This is a genomic window from uncultured Plantibacter sp., from assembly GCF_963518075.1.
GTDB lineage: Bacteria > Actinomycetota > Actinomycetes > Actinomycetales > Microbacteriaceae > Plantibacter > Plantibacter flavus_A.
The window spans coordinates 1-13445 of sequence record NZ_CAUQHZ010000004.1; the positions used below are offsets into that span (position 1 = coordinate 1).

Annotated in this window: 14 protein-coding genes and 1 tRNA gene; 7 read left to right on the top strand and 8 right to left on the bottom strand. The window is 69.1% G+C overall.

What is annotated here, in order from left to right:
- Nucleotides 1–337 (bottom strand): hypothetical protein (locus RWN05_RS06740; RefSeq protein WP_314139021.1); only part of this gene is annotated, 337 nt, incomplete at its 3' end.
- 356 nt (nt 338–693) lie between these two features.
- Nucleotides 694–1914, bottom strand: coding sequence for a formaldehyde dehydrogenase, glutathione-independent (fdhA, locus tag RWN05_RS06745; RefSeq protein ID WP_071260517.1), 1221 nt, complete (start codon nt 1912–1914; stop codon nt 694–696).
- A gap of 252 nt (nt 1915–2166) precedes the next feature.
- Here fdhA and RWN05_RS06750 point away from each other — a divergent pair, with 252 nt between their 5' ends.
- From RWN05_RS06750 to RWN05_RS06760, 3 genes are all read left to right on the top strand, one after another.
- Entirely contained in the window at nt 2167–2415 is a 249-nt protein-coding gene (locus RWN05_RS06750) for a type II toxin-antitoxin system Phd/YefM family antitoxin (protein WP_064296825.1), read from the top strand.
- Nucleotides 2412–2672 (top strand): type II toxin-antitoxin system RelE/ParE family toxin, encoded by a 261-nt coding sequence (locus RWN05_RS06755; protein ID WP_314139023.1) that lies wholly within the window; start codon nt 2412–2414, stop codon nt 2670–2672. Before RWN05_RS06750 ends, RWN05_RS06755 begins: the two co-directional genes overlap by 4 nt.
- 68 nt (nt 2673–2740) lie before the next feature.
- On the top strand, nt 2741–3517 hold the full coding sequence (locus RWN05_RS06760) for an HNH endonuclease family protein (RefSeq protein ID WP_314139024.1): 777 nt from the start codon (nt 2741–2743) through the stop codon (nt 3515–3517).
- 143 nt (nt 3518–3660) lie between these two features.
- Here the strand turns inward: RWN05_RS06760 and RWN05_RS06765 are convergent.
- Nucleotides 3661–3733, bottom strand: a tRNA-Arg gene (locus RWN05_RS06765).
- 290 nt (nt 3734–4023) lie between these two features.
- Here RWN05_RS06765 and RWN05_RS06770 point away from each other — a divergent pair.
- Nucleotides 4024–5703: a hypothetical protein gene (locus tag RWN05_RS06770; RefSeq protein ID WP_314139025.1), complete on the top strand. Its 1680-nt coding sequence runs from the start codon at nt 4024–4026 to the stop codon at nt 5701–5703.
- Between the two features lie 118 nt (nt 5704–5821).
- On the opposite strand, the gene RWN05_RS06775 is transcribed toward RWN05_RS06770, so the two are convergent.
- The 4 genes from RWN05_RS06775 to RWN05_RS06790 all read right to left on the bottom strand — a co-directional run bounded on the left by RWN05_RS06775 (nt 5822) and on the right by RWN05_RS06790 (nt 7678).
- Nucleotides 5822–6340 (bottom strand): hypothetical protein, encoded by a 519-nt coding sequence (locus tag RWN05_RS06775; RefSeq protein WP_314139026.1) that lies wholly within the window; start codon nt 6338–6340, stop codon nt 5822–5824.
- A gap of 119 nt (nt 6341–6459) precedes the next feature.
- The gene (locus tag RWN05_RS06780) at nt 6460–6786 is read right to left on the bottom strand and encodes a multidrug efflux SMR transporter (RefSeq protein ID WP_071260538.1); all 327 of its coding nucleotides are present in this window, start codon (nt 6784–6786) and stop codon (nt 6460–6462) included.
- Nucleotides 6783–7145 carry an SMR family transporter gene (locus tag RWN05_RS06785; protein ID WP_314139027.1) on the bottom strand — a complete coding sequence of 121 codons (363 nt, stop codon included), beginning with the start codon at nt 7143–7145 and terminating at the stop codon, nt 6783–6785. The genes RWN05_RS06780 and RWN05_RS06785 overlap by 4 nt, the downstream gene beginning before the upstream one ends.
- Nucleotides 7142–7678: a TetR/AcrR family transcriptional regulator gene (locus RWN05_RS06790; RefSeq protein WP_121292360.1), complete on the bottom strand. Its 537-nt coding sequence runs from the start codon at nt 7676–7678 to the stop codon at nt 7142–7144. The genes RWN05_RS06785 and RWN05_RS06790 overlap by 4 nt, the downstream gene beginning before the upstream one ends.
- Before the next feature lie 191 nt (nt 7679–7869).
- On the opposite strand from RWN05_RS06790, the gene RWN05_RS06795 reads away from it, so the two are divergent.
- The 3 genes from RWN05_RS06795 to RWN05_RS06805 all read left to right on the top strand — a co-directional run bounded on the left by RWN05_RS06795 (nt 7870) and on the right by RWN05_RS06805 (nt 11945).
- Nucleotides 7870–9345: an LLM class flavin-dependent oxidoreductase gene (locus RWN05_RS06795; protein WP_314139028.1), complete on the top strand. Its 1476-nt coding sequence runs from the start codon at nt 7870–7872 to the stop codon at nt 9343–9345.
- The gene (locus tag RWN05_RS06800; RefSeq protein ID WP_314139029.1) at nt 9342–10604 is read left to right on the top strand and encodes an acyl-CoA dehydrogenase family protein; all 1263 of its coding nucleotides are present in this window, start codon (nt 9342–9344) and stop codon (nt 10602–10604) included. Before RWN05_RS06795 ends, RWN05_RS06800 begins: the two co-directional genes overlap by 4 nt.
- A gap of 96 nt (nt 10605–10700) precedes the next feature.
- On the top strand, nt 10701–11945 hold the full coding sequence (locus RWN05_RS06805; RefSeq protein WP_314139030.1) for an acyl-CoA dehydrogenase family protein: 1245 nt from the start codon (nt 10701–10703) through the stop codon (nt 11943–11945).
- A gap of 101 nt (nt 11946–12046) precedes the next feature.
- On the opposite strand, the gene RWN05_RS06810 is transcribed toward RWN05_RS06805, so the two are convergent.
- Nucleotides 12047–13429, bottom strand: a complete 1383-nt coding sequence (locus RWN05_RS06810; protein ID WP_314139031.1) for an LLM class flavin-dependent oxidoreductase — start codon at nt 13427–13429, stop codon at nt 12047–12049.
- Nucleotides 13430–13445: the final 16 nt, after the last annotated feature.

The following is a 13445-nucleotide window of genomic DNA, read 5'->3' on the forward strand; positions in this document are numbered from 1 at the left end:
AGCCGCCGCCGGTCGTGACCCACGAGACCACGTAATCCGTGAGGCCCGGGGTCTCACCGGTGACGTGTCCGGTCATCGTCGCGGTGCGGAGCGAGACACGGTCGTCGCCGATCGACACCCACTGGAACGAGAACGGCTCGGTGCCACGGGTGACGGTGAAGCGGCTGCCGTCGTAGGCGCGCTCGTAGTTCTGCCGGGCGGTGGCCGGGTCGTCGCCACTGACCGTGACCTTGCGGACCGGAACCGTCGACGCCGTACTGCTCGCGCTGCCGAGCAGCGGGCTGGTGTCCGAGTCGCTCTCCGGATCTGATTCGGATGCGAGGAAGGAGTGTTGCATGGCCGTCCTTGTGCGAGTGGGGGTCTCTTCGTCGCGGGACGGGCCCCAGGGCCCCGTCGGTTTCCCGCGTCATTGGAGAGACGGACCGAGAGGAGGGAATCTCACGGTTCACTCAGCAGTTCGTCAGACAACGCCGTTCCGGATGCCCTGCGGCAGGCGTTCGGGCGAAAACTCAGTAGTCGGAACCCCCGGTCCCTGCGCCACTCCACCCGGTCCCTGCACCACTTCTTCTCGGCCCCTGCGCCACTTCTTCTCGGTCCCTGAGCTTGTCGAAGGGCAGCCGAAAGCGCCCGTTCCGTCGTCCTGGAGCTCTCCAGACGACGCAACGGGCGCTCTCGGTGATGTCCCCGTGCCTCCTACGCGGCGTCCAGATACCCGTTCGGGTTGAGGACGAACTTCTGCGCAGCCCCCGCATCGAACTCCGCGTACCCGCGCGGGGCGTCGTCGAGGGTGATCGCGGTCGCGTTGACGTTCTTCGCGATGTGCACCTTGTCGTGCAGGATCGCCATCATGAGGCCGTGGTTGTACTTCATCACCGGGCACTGACCGGTGGTGAACGACAGCGACTTCGCCCAGCCGGTGCCGAGACTCAGCGAGAGCGCACCCTTCTTCGCTGCCTCGTCGATGCCACCCGGGTCACCCGTCACGTAGAGTCCCGGGATGCCGAGCGCACCGCCGGCCGCCGTGATGTCCATGAGGGAGTTGAGCACCGTCGCCGGGGCTTCGTGACCCGCGTCGCCACCGTGACCACGAGCCTCGAACCCGACGGCGTCGACCGCGCAGTCGACCTCCGGGACGCCGAGGATCTGTTCGATCTGCTCCCCCGGCTCACCCTTGGTGAGGTCGACGGTCTCGCAACCGAAGCTCCGCGCCTGCGCCAACCGGTCGGCGTTCATGTCGCCGACGATGACTGCAGCGGCGCCGAGGAGCATGGCCCCGGTCGCTGCGGCGAGGCCGACCGGGCCTGCGCCCGCCACGTAGACGGTGGAGCCGACGCCGACGCCCGCCGTCACCGCACCGTGGAAGCCGGTCGGGAAGATGTCGGAGAGCATCGTGAGGTCCATGATCTTCTCGAGCGCCTGGTCGCGGTCCGGGAACTTCAAGAGGTTCCAGTCGGCGTAGGGCACGAGGACGTACTCGGCCTGGCCGCCGACCCAGCCGCCCATGTCGACGTAGCCGTAGGCGCTGCCCGGGCGGTCGGGGTTCACGTTGAGACAGATGCCGGTCTTGCGCTCCTTGCAGTTGCGACAGCGGCCGCAGGCGATGTTGAAGGGCACCGAGACGATGTCGCCGACCTTGATGAACTCGACGTCCGGTCCGACCTCGACCACCTCGCCGGTGATCTCGTGTCCGAGGACGAGGTTCGGCGGTGCCGTGGTGCGGCCGCGGACCATGTGTTGGTCGGAGCCGCAGATGTTGGTCGCGACGGTCTTGAGGATGGCGCCGTGCGGGACTTTCCGGCCGACGTTGGCCGGGTTCACCCCCGGTCCGTCCTTGAGTTCGAAGGTGGGGTAGTCGATGTCGATGACCTCGACGACACCCGCTGCTTTGTAGGCGACAGCTCTGTTACCTGACACGTGATCCTCCTTGATCGCGGGCGCCCGTTGTGGGGCACCCTGTGTCTGCTCGACCCTATCCCGCGCCTGCGGCGAGCGGCAGTCCCCCGGTCCCGGAGCACACGTCCCGCGGTCTCTGAGCCTGTCGAAGGGCACCTGTGGAGAACGCCCCCGGGCGTCCGCACACCTTCTCCAGGCTTCCCTCAGACCGCCGGCCAATGCCACGGTCATCCCCACATGTACAGGCGGAGGCCCAAAATGTACACTTGCGACATGTCCCGGATCAACGTCACCGAGGCTCGCGCGAAGTTCTCCGAACTCATCGCGCGATCCCACACCGAAGCCGTCTTCGTGGAGCGACGCGGGCGCGCAGAGGCCGTCATCATCAGTCCCGAACAGTACGACCGGATGATGGAGGCGCTCGAAGACGCCGAGGACGCCCGTGCCTTCGATGCGGCGATGGCCGAGGAGGGCGACAGCATCCCGTGGGCGCAGGCGAAGGCCGACCTCGGCTGGGAATGAGTCGATACGACATCGAGCTGCGGCCGGCCGCGATCAAGGCGCTCCGCAGGATCGACCATCAGGACCAGCGACGCATCCGGGCCGCGATCGCTCTGCTCGGGGAGAACCCGCGCCCGCCGAGTGCCACGGCGTTGCAAGGACGCCCCGGCTTCCGTGTCAGGGTGGGTAATCATCGGATCGTGTACACGATCGATGACGGTGTGCTCCTCGTGGTCGTCGTCACGCTCGGCCATCGGCGCGACGTCTACCGGGGCTGACGTCCGGCGACCTCGTGTCGGCGCCCGCCTCTACGCTGGTGGAGCAGACCCCGAGGAGAGCACCCAGCATGAAGAAGACTCCCTTGGCGTTGCTCGTCGCGCTCCTTGCAGCCGTCGTGGTGCTCGTCGCGACGCAGTTCGACGGCGGTATCGTGTTCGGCGAGCCGGGGTCACCAGCGCCGACGTCGCTCGCACCCACGCCCGCGGCGGTCAGCCCGAGCGCACGGGCATCGCTCGAGGCCGCCGGCTTCGCCGTCGTGGACGCGTCCGGGCAGTTGGTCGTCTCGGCCGCCGCAGTCGAAGACGCGCTGGCCGACGTCGACACCGCCACCCAGGTGGCCACCGGCTACGACCGGGACCGGTTCGGTCAGCGCTGGGCAGACATCGACCGCAACGGCTGCGACACCCGCAACGACGTGCTAGCACGCGACCTCGTCGACGTCACCTTCAAGCCGGGGACCCGCGACTGCGTCGTGCTCACCGGCGTGCTGCACGACCTCTACACGGGGTCGACGATCGACTTCCAGCGCGGTGAGCGGTCGAGTCAGCTCGTGCAGATCGACCACGTCGTGCCGCTCGCGTGGGGTTGGCGTCACGGCGGGAACACGTGGACGGAGCAGCAGCGGGAGCAGTTCGCGAACGACCCGATCAACCTGCAGGCCGTCGACGGCGCGACGAACTCGTCGAAGTCGGACTCCGGCCCCGGCGATTGGATGCCGCCCGCGGCCGCCTCGCACTGCGAGTACGCGGCGCGGTTCGTCCTCGTGCTGATGGCGTACGACCTCACGGTCGACGACGCCGACCGCCAGGCACTCACGGGCACGCTGGGCAGTTGCCGGGCGTAGCGGCGTGTGGGCGCCGCACGAGAACAGGAAGAACGCCCGAGAACCGGACGTTTCGCGCGATTCCATCCGCTTCTCGCGCCGATATCCTGCTGTCAGGCGGCACGAAAAAAGCGGCCCACCGAAGAGGACCGCTTTTCACAATGTGCGCCCGAAGGGATTCGAACCCCCAACCTTCTGATCCGTAGTCAGATGCTCTATCCGTTGAGCTACGGGCGCATTGCTTGCTGAGAGAAGAGAACTTCGGCTCGGCAGGCCGAAGTAGAGCCTACAACACGGAAGCCGAAGACGCGAATCGCCCTTCGACAAGCTCAGGGACCGGGGCGGGGAGACCCAGGAATCGGACAGGGTCACGCCCTTCGACAAGCTCAGGGACCGGCGTGTTCGCTCAGGGACCGGGATGGTCGCTCAGGGGGCGGGTGCGGCTGGCGGGCCATGGGAGGGCTCCCCATCGACACGACGGGCGCCGACATGGAACAGTCGATGCGACCACCTGCCGAGAGGACGACGTGAGCGCAGCACCAGGACCGACGAACGACGGCTTCACGATGATCGGCCGACCGCCCGTGCGGGCAAACCTCGTCCTCATCGTGATCCTGTCGGGCATCCTCAGCGGCGTCCTCGGCTGGATCACCGGCAGCGTCATCGACGGCATCTTCGACATCGCGCGCACAGCGCTCATCGTCATCCCGGTCTTCTTCATCATCACCGCCGGCATCTGCCTGTCCTACCTCCGGACCACCTTCCGCCCGGTCGGCGTCGACGTCGGCCGCAGCACCGCGCTCTTCCGGGGCGAGACGATTCCGCTGCGCTCGATTGTGAGCGGCGAACTCCTCACCCGCAATCCCGCCGCCACCACACCCGCCCTCAGCCTGCGACTCACGACCGACACCGGCGCACGCGCGCGCATCATCGTGAACGGCGGGTGGCTCCGGAGCCTCCCCACCTCCGACCTCGTGCCACTCGTCGCACTCATCGCCGGCAGCGGCATCCCCGACGACACCGGCCAGGATCCACTCGACGTCGGCCGGGAACGCATCTCGCGCTCACTCGCTGGGAAGGGCTCTGACGTCATGATCGGTCGACGCGGGTTCATCGCCGACTGCATCACTGCGGCGGAGTCCACCGGCGACGTGAAACTGCTCGAAGCGGTGGTCCAGGCCGCAGGGCCGCTCGGCCGGAGCATCCGAGACGAAGCGATGCGGGCCGCACAGGGCGCAGTGGAGGACGTCGTGCGCGCGCATCAGGACATCGCTCCGGCGGCGCCCGATGCCCCGAACCCGACTCCCCTCGTGCCGCCTGCGCCGCAGTACGGGTCGATCATCGCTGATGAGGACACGGGGACGGCGGTCGACGACGACACGGACGACGACCGATTCCGTCGACCGGACGACCCGGCCCGGCTGGCCGCGGAGCAGATCGTCGACCGAGTGCACCTCGACAAGCTCGGTGACCGGAATGGGGCGCTCGGCAATCGGGATGCTGAGCGCGTCGGCCCGGACGACGGACGCGAGTTGCCGTCGTGGATTCCGCCTCAGGATCGGGCGAGGGTCCGCTCCTGGCTCGCGGACGACGACGAGGTCGTCCACCTGCAACCGATCCCGGAGACGGTCGGCCCACGCACCCTCCGGAGGGTCTGCGACCGGATCCTCATCGGTCTCGCCGGGATCGGCCTGCTCGCGATCTTCGGGGCAGCCATCGCCGAAGGGGTCATCGACAGCCTCCTGCCGTCCGACGCGAACGCGCTCGTCGCCGTCGCCGTGGTCGGCTCGGCACTGCTCGCGTTCGTCGCGTGGATCGTCGGCGGCATCGCGCGGGCGAGGGAGATCCACGTCGCCCAGCGGTTCTCCCTCGACTGGCTCGAGCGGCGCGGGCCGGAGCAACGCCGCCGCGGACTCCCGCCCGTGCTCCTGCAGCACTTCCTCGGCCCGATCCCCGCGTCGCGCCTGTTCGCGGCCGGAGCGTACTTCGGCACCTGCGTCGGCGGTGTCGGTGTCCTCGCGGGTGCCTTCCTGTCGGTCGACCCGGAGGAGCTGGGCGCGACCGGACCGATCATGCTCGGCGTCAGCCTCGTCCTCACGGCCGTCGGGACGGTGCTCTTCATCGTGCGATGGCGACGGGTGAAGCGGCAGCGGGCGCTGGCGATCGAGCTCGGCGGCGAGCGCCTGGCCTATCTCGGGAACCTGTAGGCGAGAGGGCGGCTGGCGGGCACTTCGACAAGCTCAGTGACCGGTAGAAGACACCCAGCCCTTCGACAAGCTCAGGGACCGGAAGAGGTCCGACCGCCCTTGGCGAGCTCAGGTGTCGTCACTGAGCGACGACCTTGGCGAGCACCCAGCGCGCCTTGTCGAGGGTGTTCGCGGGTGCCGGCAGGTACTGGAACGCCCGAGCACCACGCTGCACCGGGACACCCTGCGCCTTCGCGGCCTCCTCCAGCTGCGTGGCGAAGCGCTGCCAGCCATCGAGGCCCTGCGGGAAGCCGAGGTACTCCGTGAGCGACGTCACCACCACCTCGGAACCTGCGCCTGTCGACTGGACCTCGATCGTGACGTCGTCTTTGGCGACGTAGTCGATGCCCCACACGCCGGGCCGCAACGACTTGGCCTTGCGCTTCGGCAGCCCCTCGATGAGCGCGGTCGCACCGGCGGGGTCCGTGCCGAGGACGACCGAGCGCCCGAACTCCTGCAGCATCTCCGGCACCTTGGTGGCGCGACGGTTCGTCGCCGTCTCACGCAGCTTCCTGCGGCCGAGTCCCTTGAACACCCCCAGCCCGACGATGGCGAGCAGGACGAGAATGGCGATGATCGCGAGCACGTTGCTGTCCACAGGAGCCCCCCAAGGCTGTCGATTGCGGGCGGTTCGCCCAGGACGAGGATGCCTCAGTCCTGCCCCACGCTCAATGGGTACCGCTCCCCACCCTCGCGCGCGGGAGCGATCCGCGTGGGTCAGTGCGCCTGCGAACCGAGCTCGATGACGAGCACGCCGACCGCGATCAGGCCGATGCCGACGATCATCTTCGGCGTCAGCTTCTCCTTGAAGAGCACGCGCGCTCCGATGGCCGTGAGCGCGACCCCACAGGCGGCCCAGATTCCGTAGGCGATCCCGACGGGCATCCCGTTCGCGAGCGCGATAGTCAGCAACCCGAAGGCGGTCACGTAGAACACGGCGACGGGAGCGATCCACCGCTTCTTCCGCAGGCCTTCCGAGGCGCGCAGGGAGAGCGTCGCCGCGACCTCGGTGACGATGGCACCGGCCAGGAGCAACCAGGTCATGCGCCGACCTCCTCGTTCGTCGCGCCCGGCTTCGGTGACTCCGGGGAGTGGCCCGTCTCCACGAGCACGACGCCGGCGATCACGATCGCGATGCCGAGCCCGATCATGAACGTGAACTGCTCGCCGAACACGAGCGAGGCGAGCACCGCGGTGAGCGCGACGCCGGCCGCAGCCCAGATGCCGTAGACCACCCCGATCGGCACCCCCATCCGGAGCAGGAGCGACAGGGCGACGAAGGCGCCCGCATACCCGGCCACCGCGAGGATCGACCACCAGGGGTTCTCGATGGCGCCACGGAGCGAGAGGGTCGCCGTGACCTCCAGCAGGATGGCGGCGGAGAGGATCAGCCACTTCTTCATCGGGGTTCACCTCCAGCGAGGGCCAGGAGTCGCGAGACGAGGTCGGCGCGCTGGTCGCGGCCGACGTCGAGGATGCCGGTCGCCTCAGCGATCCAGAGGCCGTTCGCCGCCAACCAGACGAGGAGGAGGGAGGTCGAATCGGTGTCCTCACCGAACCCGAACCAGGTCCGGAGGTACTCGAGCCAGGGAGCGGCGAGTTCGGGACGCCTGACCGCCTCGGCGAAGACGACGAACTCGCCCTGGCTCGCCCCGCCCTCCCCCGCGAAGGCGACGAAGGCCCGCACCCGCTCCTCGAGCGTCGACGTCTCGAGTGGCGCCCCCAGCTCCTCCACGAGCTCGCGCTGCCAGCGGGCGACGACGTGCTCGATCACCGCGATCATCATCGCGTCCCGTGAGGGGAAGTGGTAGCGCAGCCCGGCCTTCGTCAGACCGACCTCCTGCGCCACCGCCTCGTAGGTGATGTCGGCCTCTCCGGAGGCGTCGACGACGCGGACGGCCGCATCGAGGATCTCGTTCCGTGCACTGGGTCTCATGGGAGTTACTTTACCTTACGTAAGGTAAAGTAACTCTGGGGATGAACCGTGAGGAACGGACGCCCGGCGGCCCATGTGACGCTCTGTTTCGGGCCCCTCGCGAGCACCCGAGCCCCCGAGTACCGTCGTGCTGGACGGCGCTGTGATCGCCGTCGGACCCAGCCTCGACGAGACGACCCGGTGGTATCCCTGTGAGCAAGCGCATCATCCTCAACGCGTTCGACATGAGCTGCGTGACCCATCAGGCGCCCGGCCTGTGGAAGCATCCTGACAATCAGGCGCACCGCTACAACGACATCGACTACTGGATCGACCTCGCCAAGCTCCTCGAGCGCGGCACCTTCGACGCCCTGTTCATCGCGGACGTCGTCGGCATCTACGACGTCTACCGTCACTCCTCCGCGCCCGCGCTCATCGACTCGGCGCAGCTGCCCGTCGGCGATCCGATCATCCAGGTGTCGGCCATGGCGAAGGCGACCGAGCACCTCGGCTTCGGTGTCACCGTCGCGTCCACCTACGAGCTGCCGTACGCCCTCGCCCGCCGCTTCTCGACGCTCGACCACTTCACGAAGGGTCGCGTCGGCTGGAACGTCGTCACCTCCTACCTCGACTCCGCCGCCCGCAACCTCGGCCTCACCACCCAGATCAAGCACGACGACCGGTACGGCATCGGCGAGGAGTTCCTCGACGTCACCTACAAGCTGTGGGAGGGCTCCTGGGAGGACGACGCCGTCGTCATCGACCGGGAGAACGGCGTCTACACCGACCCCACCAAGGTGCACCCCATCAACCACCGGGGCGAGCACTTCCAGGTGCCCGGCATCCACCTCTCGGAGCCGTCACCGCAGCGCACTCCGGTCATCTTCCAGGCCGGCGCCTCGGCCCGCGGTCGCCAGTTCGCGGCCACGCACGGCGAAGCGGTGTTCATCAACGGGCTCGTCCCGGAGCTGACGCGCAAGACGACCGACGACATCCGCGACCGCGCCGAGGCCCTCGGACGCCCGCGCGACAGCGTGAAGATCCTCACCCTCGCCACGGCGATCGTCGCCGAGACCGACGAGGAGGCGCAGGCCGAGTACGAGGAGTACCAGCAGTACATCTCGCTCGACGGCGCCCTCACCCTCTACGGCGGCTGGTCGGGCCTCGACCTCTCGTCGTTCGACCCCGACAAGCCGCTCAAGTACGTCGACACCGATGCGGCCCGCTCGGCGCTCGCGATCTTCACGCTCGCCGACCCGGAACGCGAGTGGACGCCGCGCGACATCGCCCACTACATCGGCATCGGCGGCATCGGTCCCGTGTTCGTCGGCAGTGCCGCGACGGTCGCCGACGAGATCGAGCGCTGGATCGACGTCGCCGGCACCGACGGCTTCAACCTCGCCTACGTCATCACGCCCGGTACCTTCGAGGCCGTCGTCGACCTGCTCGTGCCCGAGCTGCGTCGTCGTGGCCGGGTCTGGGACGAGTACCCGGAGGGGACCCTCCGCGGCCGCCTGAACGGCACCGGCTCCCCCGTCGTGCCCGAGTGGCACCCGGCCCACCGGTACCGCGGCGCGTACGTCGGGCAGCCGTCCGCCGCCGACGACACGGCACCCTCCCTCTTCGACACCGACAACGCCGACGCGGCAGACGACAACGTCTACGCCACCGAAGGAGCCTCCGCATGAGCACCGACACGATCAGCACTTCGACCGGCTCAGTGACCGGGCAGCCGGTCCTTGGGAGACGCACCCACTGGTCCGGTACCGCCGACGACGCCGAGCTCGCGCACTGGGACGCCGTCGCCACCGAGGTCGCCACCAAGCTCGCGGTCGACGTCCTCGACCGCGACCGCGCGAACCTCGACCCCACCACCGAGCTCGACCTCCTCCGCGAGTCGGGCCTCGTCAACCTGCTCGACCCCGCCGAGTTCGGCGGCGGTGGCGGCCACTGGGAAAGCGCCTTCCGGGTCGTCCGCATCCTGTCGCGCGTCGACGCCTCCATCGGCCAGCTGCTCGCCTACCACTACATCAATGCGGGCAACATCGGCTTCACCGCCGACCCGTCCACGCAGGCCGAGTGGCACCGCAAGACCGTGGAGGGCCGGTGGATCTGGGGAGACTCCGTGAACCCGACGGACCCCGACCTCTCGCTCACGCAAGACGGCGACGCGTTCCGCCTCAACGGGCTCAAGCGGTTCTCGACGGGCGCCTCGGCCGGCGACGTCATCCTCGTCAACGCGGTCGTCCGCGGTGGCGACCACGACGGCACGATCTTCCAGTTCGTCCTCGACCACGACCGCGCGGGCATCGCCTACCTCGGCGACTGGGACGCGCTCGGCCAGCGGCTCTCCGCCTCGGGGTCCGTGCGGTTCGAGGACGTGCTCGTCGAGCAGGCGGACATCCTCGGCACCGTCGGCGACGAACCGTTCTCCTCACTCGTGACGCCCGGCATCCAGCTCGCGTTCGGCAACCTCTACCTCGGCATCGCGGAGGGTGCGCTCGCGCAGGGCACGGAACTCGTCCGGGCACGGAAGAACGCCTGGTTCCTCAGCCACGCCGAGACCTACCGCGACGACCCGTTCGTGCAGCGCGTGATCGGCGAGTTCGTGTCGTCGATCGCCGCCGTCGAGGCGCTCGCCGACCGCACGAACGCCCGCTTCGACCGCATCATCGAGCGGGGAGCGGCGGTGACCGCGGAGGACCGTGGTGCCATCGCCATCGAGATCGCCAAGCTCAAGGTCGTCTCCACCGAGCTCGGCATCGAGGTCGCGAACCGCATCTTCGAGGTCACCGGGTCCAGCTCGGCGAAGGCCTCCGTGGGACTCGACCTGTTCTGGCGGAACGTGCGCACGCACTCCCTCCACGACCCGGTCGACTACAAGAAGCTCGAGGTCGGTGCGAACCACCTGAACGGCGAGCTGCAGCCGATCTCGCTCTACACCTAGGGGCTCATCTGGTCCCTGAGCAACTCCACCGGTCCCAGAGCTTGTCGAAGGGCCCATCGCACGACCAGCCCACCGCCGCCTCCGGAACGGAACCATATGACCTCCGCCACCACCACCTCCACCACCGCCCGCCCGGCCGGCTTCGCGGCCGCCCGGGAGCTGCTCCTGCCACTGTTCGCCGAGATCCAGGCAGGCGCCGTGAAGCGCGAACTCGAGCACCGGCTCCCGCGGGACGAGGTGCGGAAGCTCGCCGCCGCCGGATTCGGCGCACTCCGGGTCCCCGCCGAGTTCGGCGGTTCGGGACTCACCTTCCCGGAGTTCACCGAGCTCCTGATCGAGCTCGCGGCGGCGGACTCGAACCTCCCGCAGATCTTCCGCGGCCACATCGCCCTCGTCGAGGACCAGTTGGTCGCGGCCCCGAGCGACCGCCGCACGGCCTGGCTCGAGCGCTTCGTCGCCGGTGAGATCGTCGGCAACGCCTGGAGCGAGGTCGGCTCCGGCGCACTCGGCGTCTCCGGAACGGTCGTCACCGAGCGCGACGGCCGCTACGTCGTGAACGGCCGCAAGTTCTACACGACGGGCAGCATCTACGCCGACTGGACGGACGCCACCGCGCGCCTGGTCGTCGACGGGCAGCCCGACACCGAGGTCACCGTGCTCGTGCGCACGAACCAGCTGGGTGTGACGATCGCCGACGACTGGGACGGCTTCGGCCAGCAGCTCACGGGCACGGGGACGATCGTGTTCGAGGACGCCGTCGTCGACGCCGACCAGCTGCACCCCTTCACCGACCGGTTCCGCTACCAGACGGCGCTCTACCAGCACGTGCTCATCGCCGTGCACGCGGGGATCGCGGCGGCGGTCGAGCGCGACGCCGGGGAGCAGATCCGTGCGCGCACCCGCGTCTACACGCATGGTCTCGCGCCACTCGTGAAGGACGACGGGCAGATCCAGGCGGTCGTCGGCGAGATCTCGTCGATCGCGTTCGTCGCGAAGCAGACCGTCCTCGGAGTCGCCGCGGCGATCGAGCGTGCGTCTGAGACGGCCGCCGACCGTGATTCCGCGGACGACCTGCCGGCGAACATCGAGGCCGAGATCCGCTCCGCCCAGGCGCAGGTGGTGCTCTCGGAGCTTGTGCCACGCGCCGCGACGCTGCTCTTCAACACGCTCGGGGCCTCGGCCGTCAGCCGCGCGAGCGCCCTCGACCGCCACTGGCGCAACGCCCGCACGGTCGCGTCGCACAACCCCGTGATCTACAAGACGCGCATCGTCGGCGACTGGTCCATCAACGGCACCCCGCCGCCCTTCGTCTGGGCCGTCGGTACGGCCAAGCCGGAGTAGCCCGCCGCGGCACGAGAACAGGACATCCGCCCGAGAGCAGGACATTCCACGTCGAAACGTCCGGTTCTCGGGCGGATGTCCTGCTGCCGAGCGGGCGGGGGTCAGCGGCCGGCGAAGGCGCCGCGGTAGGCGCGCAGCGGGTGCGTCTCCGGGAGGGTGGGCTCCGCACCGAAGAGCTTCTCGCGGAGCGTGCCAGGCGCGTACTCGCGCTGGGCGAGACCGCGCTCCTGCAGCACCGGCACGACCTCGTCGACGAAGACCTCGTAGGAGTGCGGAATCATCCAGTTGGCGACGTTGATCCCGTCGATCCCGGCCGCCCGCCACTCGGCCAGGTGGTCGGCGATCTGCTCCGGCGTGCCGACCACACGGCCTCGCAGCTTCGCGGTGAGCTTCGCGAGGTCGCGCACGGTCGGCTCGCGGTCCGGCGAGAGGGCCTTCAGTGCCTCGAGCATGCTGTGCCCGCCCTGGGTCTCGACGTCCTTCAGCGGAGTGTCCGGGTCGATCGGCTTCCCGGTCGCCTGGTCGGTGCCGAGGTTCGAGTGCGCGAGGAACGCGTCGGCCGACAGGAGTTCGTCGTACTCCGCCTCGATGCGCTTCGCCTCCTCCTCGGTGCTGCCGACGATGAACGACATCGCCTGCCAGAACTTGACGTCGCGCGGGTCGCGGCCGGTCTCGGCGACGAGCGCGCGCGTCGACTCCGCGGACGCCCGCGCCGCCTCGATGCTGGGCGCCATCATGAACTGCACCTCGGCGTAGTTCGCGGCGAACGCCTTCCCCGCACCGGACGAGCCGGCCTGGAACAGGAGCGGCGAGCGCTGCGGCGACGGCGACGACAGGTGCGGGCCCTCCACCCGGTACCGTTCGCCGACGTGGTCGATCCGGTGCACCTTGGTGGGGTCGGCGAAGACACCGCTGGCCTTGTCGGCGAGGAGTGCGCCGTCGTCCCACGACCCCTCCCAGAGCTTGCCGACGACCGCCACGTACTCCTCGGCCCAGGCGTACCGCTCGTCGTGCTCGACGAGACGGTCGAGCCCGTAGTTGCGCGCGGCGTTCTCGAGGAAGCTCGTGACGATGTTCCAGCCGACCCGCCCACCGGACGCGTGGTCGATCGTCGAGATCTTCCGCGCGAAGGTGAACGGGTGCTCCTGCAGGATCGACGAGGTGAACGCGAGGCCCAGGTGCTCGGTGCTGATCGCCAACGCCGACAGCAGCATGGACGGATCGTTGCTCGGCAGCTGCATGCCCTCACGTGCGTTCACGTCGAAGGACGCCCCGGCGCCGCCGTAGACCCCGACGACGTCGGCGAAGAAGATCGTGTCGAACCGACCCCGCTCGAGCGTCTTCGCGAGGTCGACCCAGAGGTTCACGTCGTCGAAGGTGTGCTGCTTCGCGTCCGGGTGGCGCCAGAGGCCGTGCTGCATGTGGGAGCCCGTGTTCATCACGAAGGCACCGAACTGGAGGCGGGAGGACTGAGCGGCGGTCATCCCCTCACGCTACCGG

Bases quoted from the DNA above. Each gene is read 5' to 3' on its own strand.
- RWN05_RS06750 (WP_064296825.1), top strand. From the start codon at position 2,167: ATGTCCCGGATCAACGTCACCGAGGCTCGCGCGAAGTTCTCCGAACTC.
- RWN05_RS06755 (WP_314139023.1), top strand. From the start codon at position 2,412: ATGAGTCGATACGACATCGAGCTGCGGCCGGCCGCGATCAAGGCGCTC.
- RWN05_RS06760 (WP_314139024.1), top strand. From the start codon at position 2,741: ATGAAGAAGACTCCCTTGGCGTTGCTCGTCGCGCTCCTTGCAGCCGTC.
- RWN05_RS06780 (WP_071260538.1), bottom strand. From the start codon at position 6,786: ATGACCTGGTTGCTCCTGGCCGGTGCCATCGTCACCGAGGTCGCGGCG.
- RWN05_RS06785 (WP_314139027.1), bottom strand. From the start codon at position 7,145: ATGAAGAAGTGGCTGATCCTCTCCGCCGCCATCCTGCTGGAGGTCACG.
- RWN05_RS06790 (WP_121292360.1), bottom strand. From the start codon at position 7,678: ATGAGACCCAGTGCACGGAACGAGATCCTCGATGCGGCCGTCCGCGTC.
- RWN05_RS06800 (WP_314139029.1), top strand. From the start codon at position 9,342: ATGAGCACCGACACGATCAGCACTTCGACCGGCTCAGTGACCGGGCAG.
- RWN05_RS06805 (WP_314139030.1), top strand. From the start codon at position 10,701: ATGACCTCCGCCACCACCACCTCCACCACCGCCCGCCCGGCCGGCTTC.
- RWN05_RS06810 (WP_314139031.1), bottom strand. From the start codon at position 13,429: ATGACCGCCGCTCAGTCCTCCCGCCTCCAGTTCGGTGCCTTCGTGATG.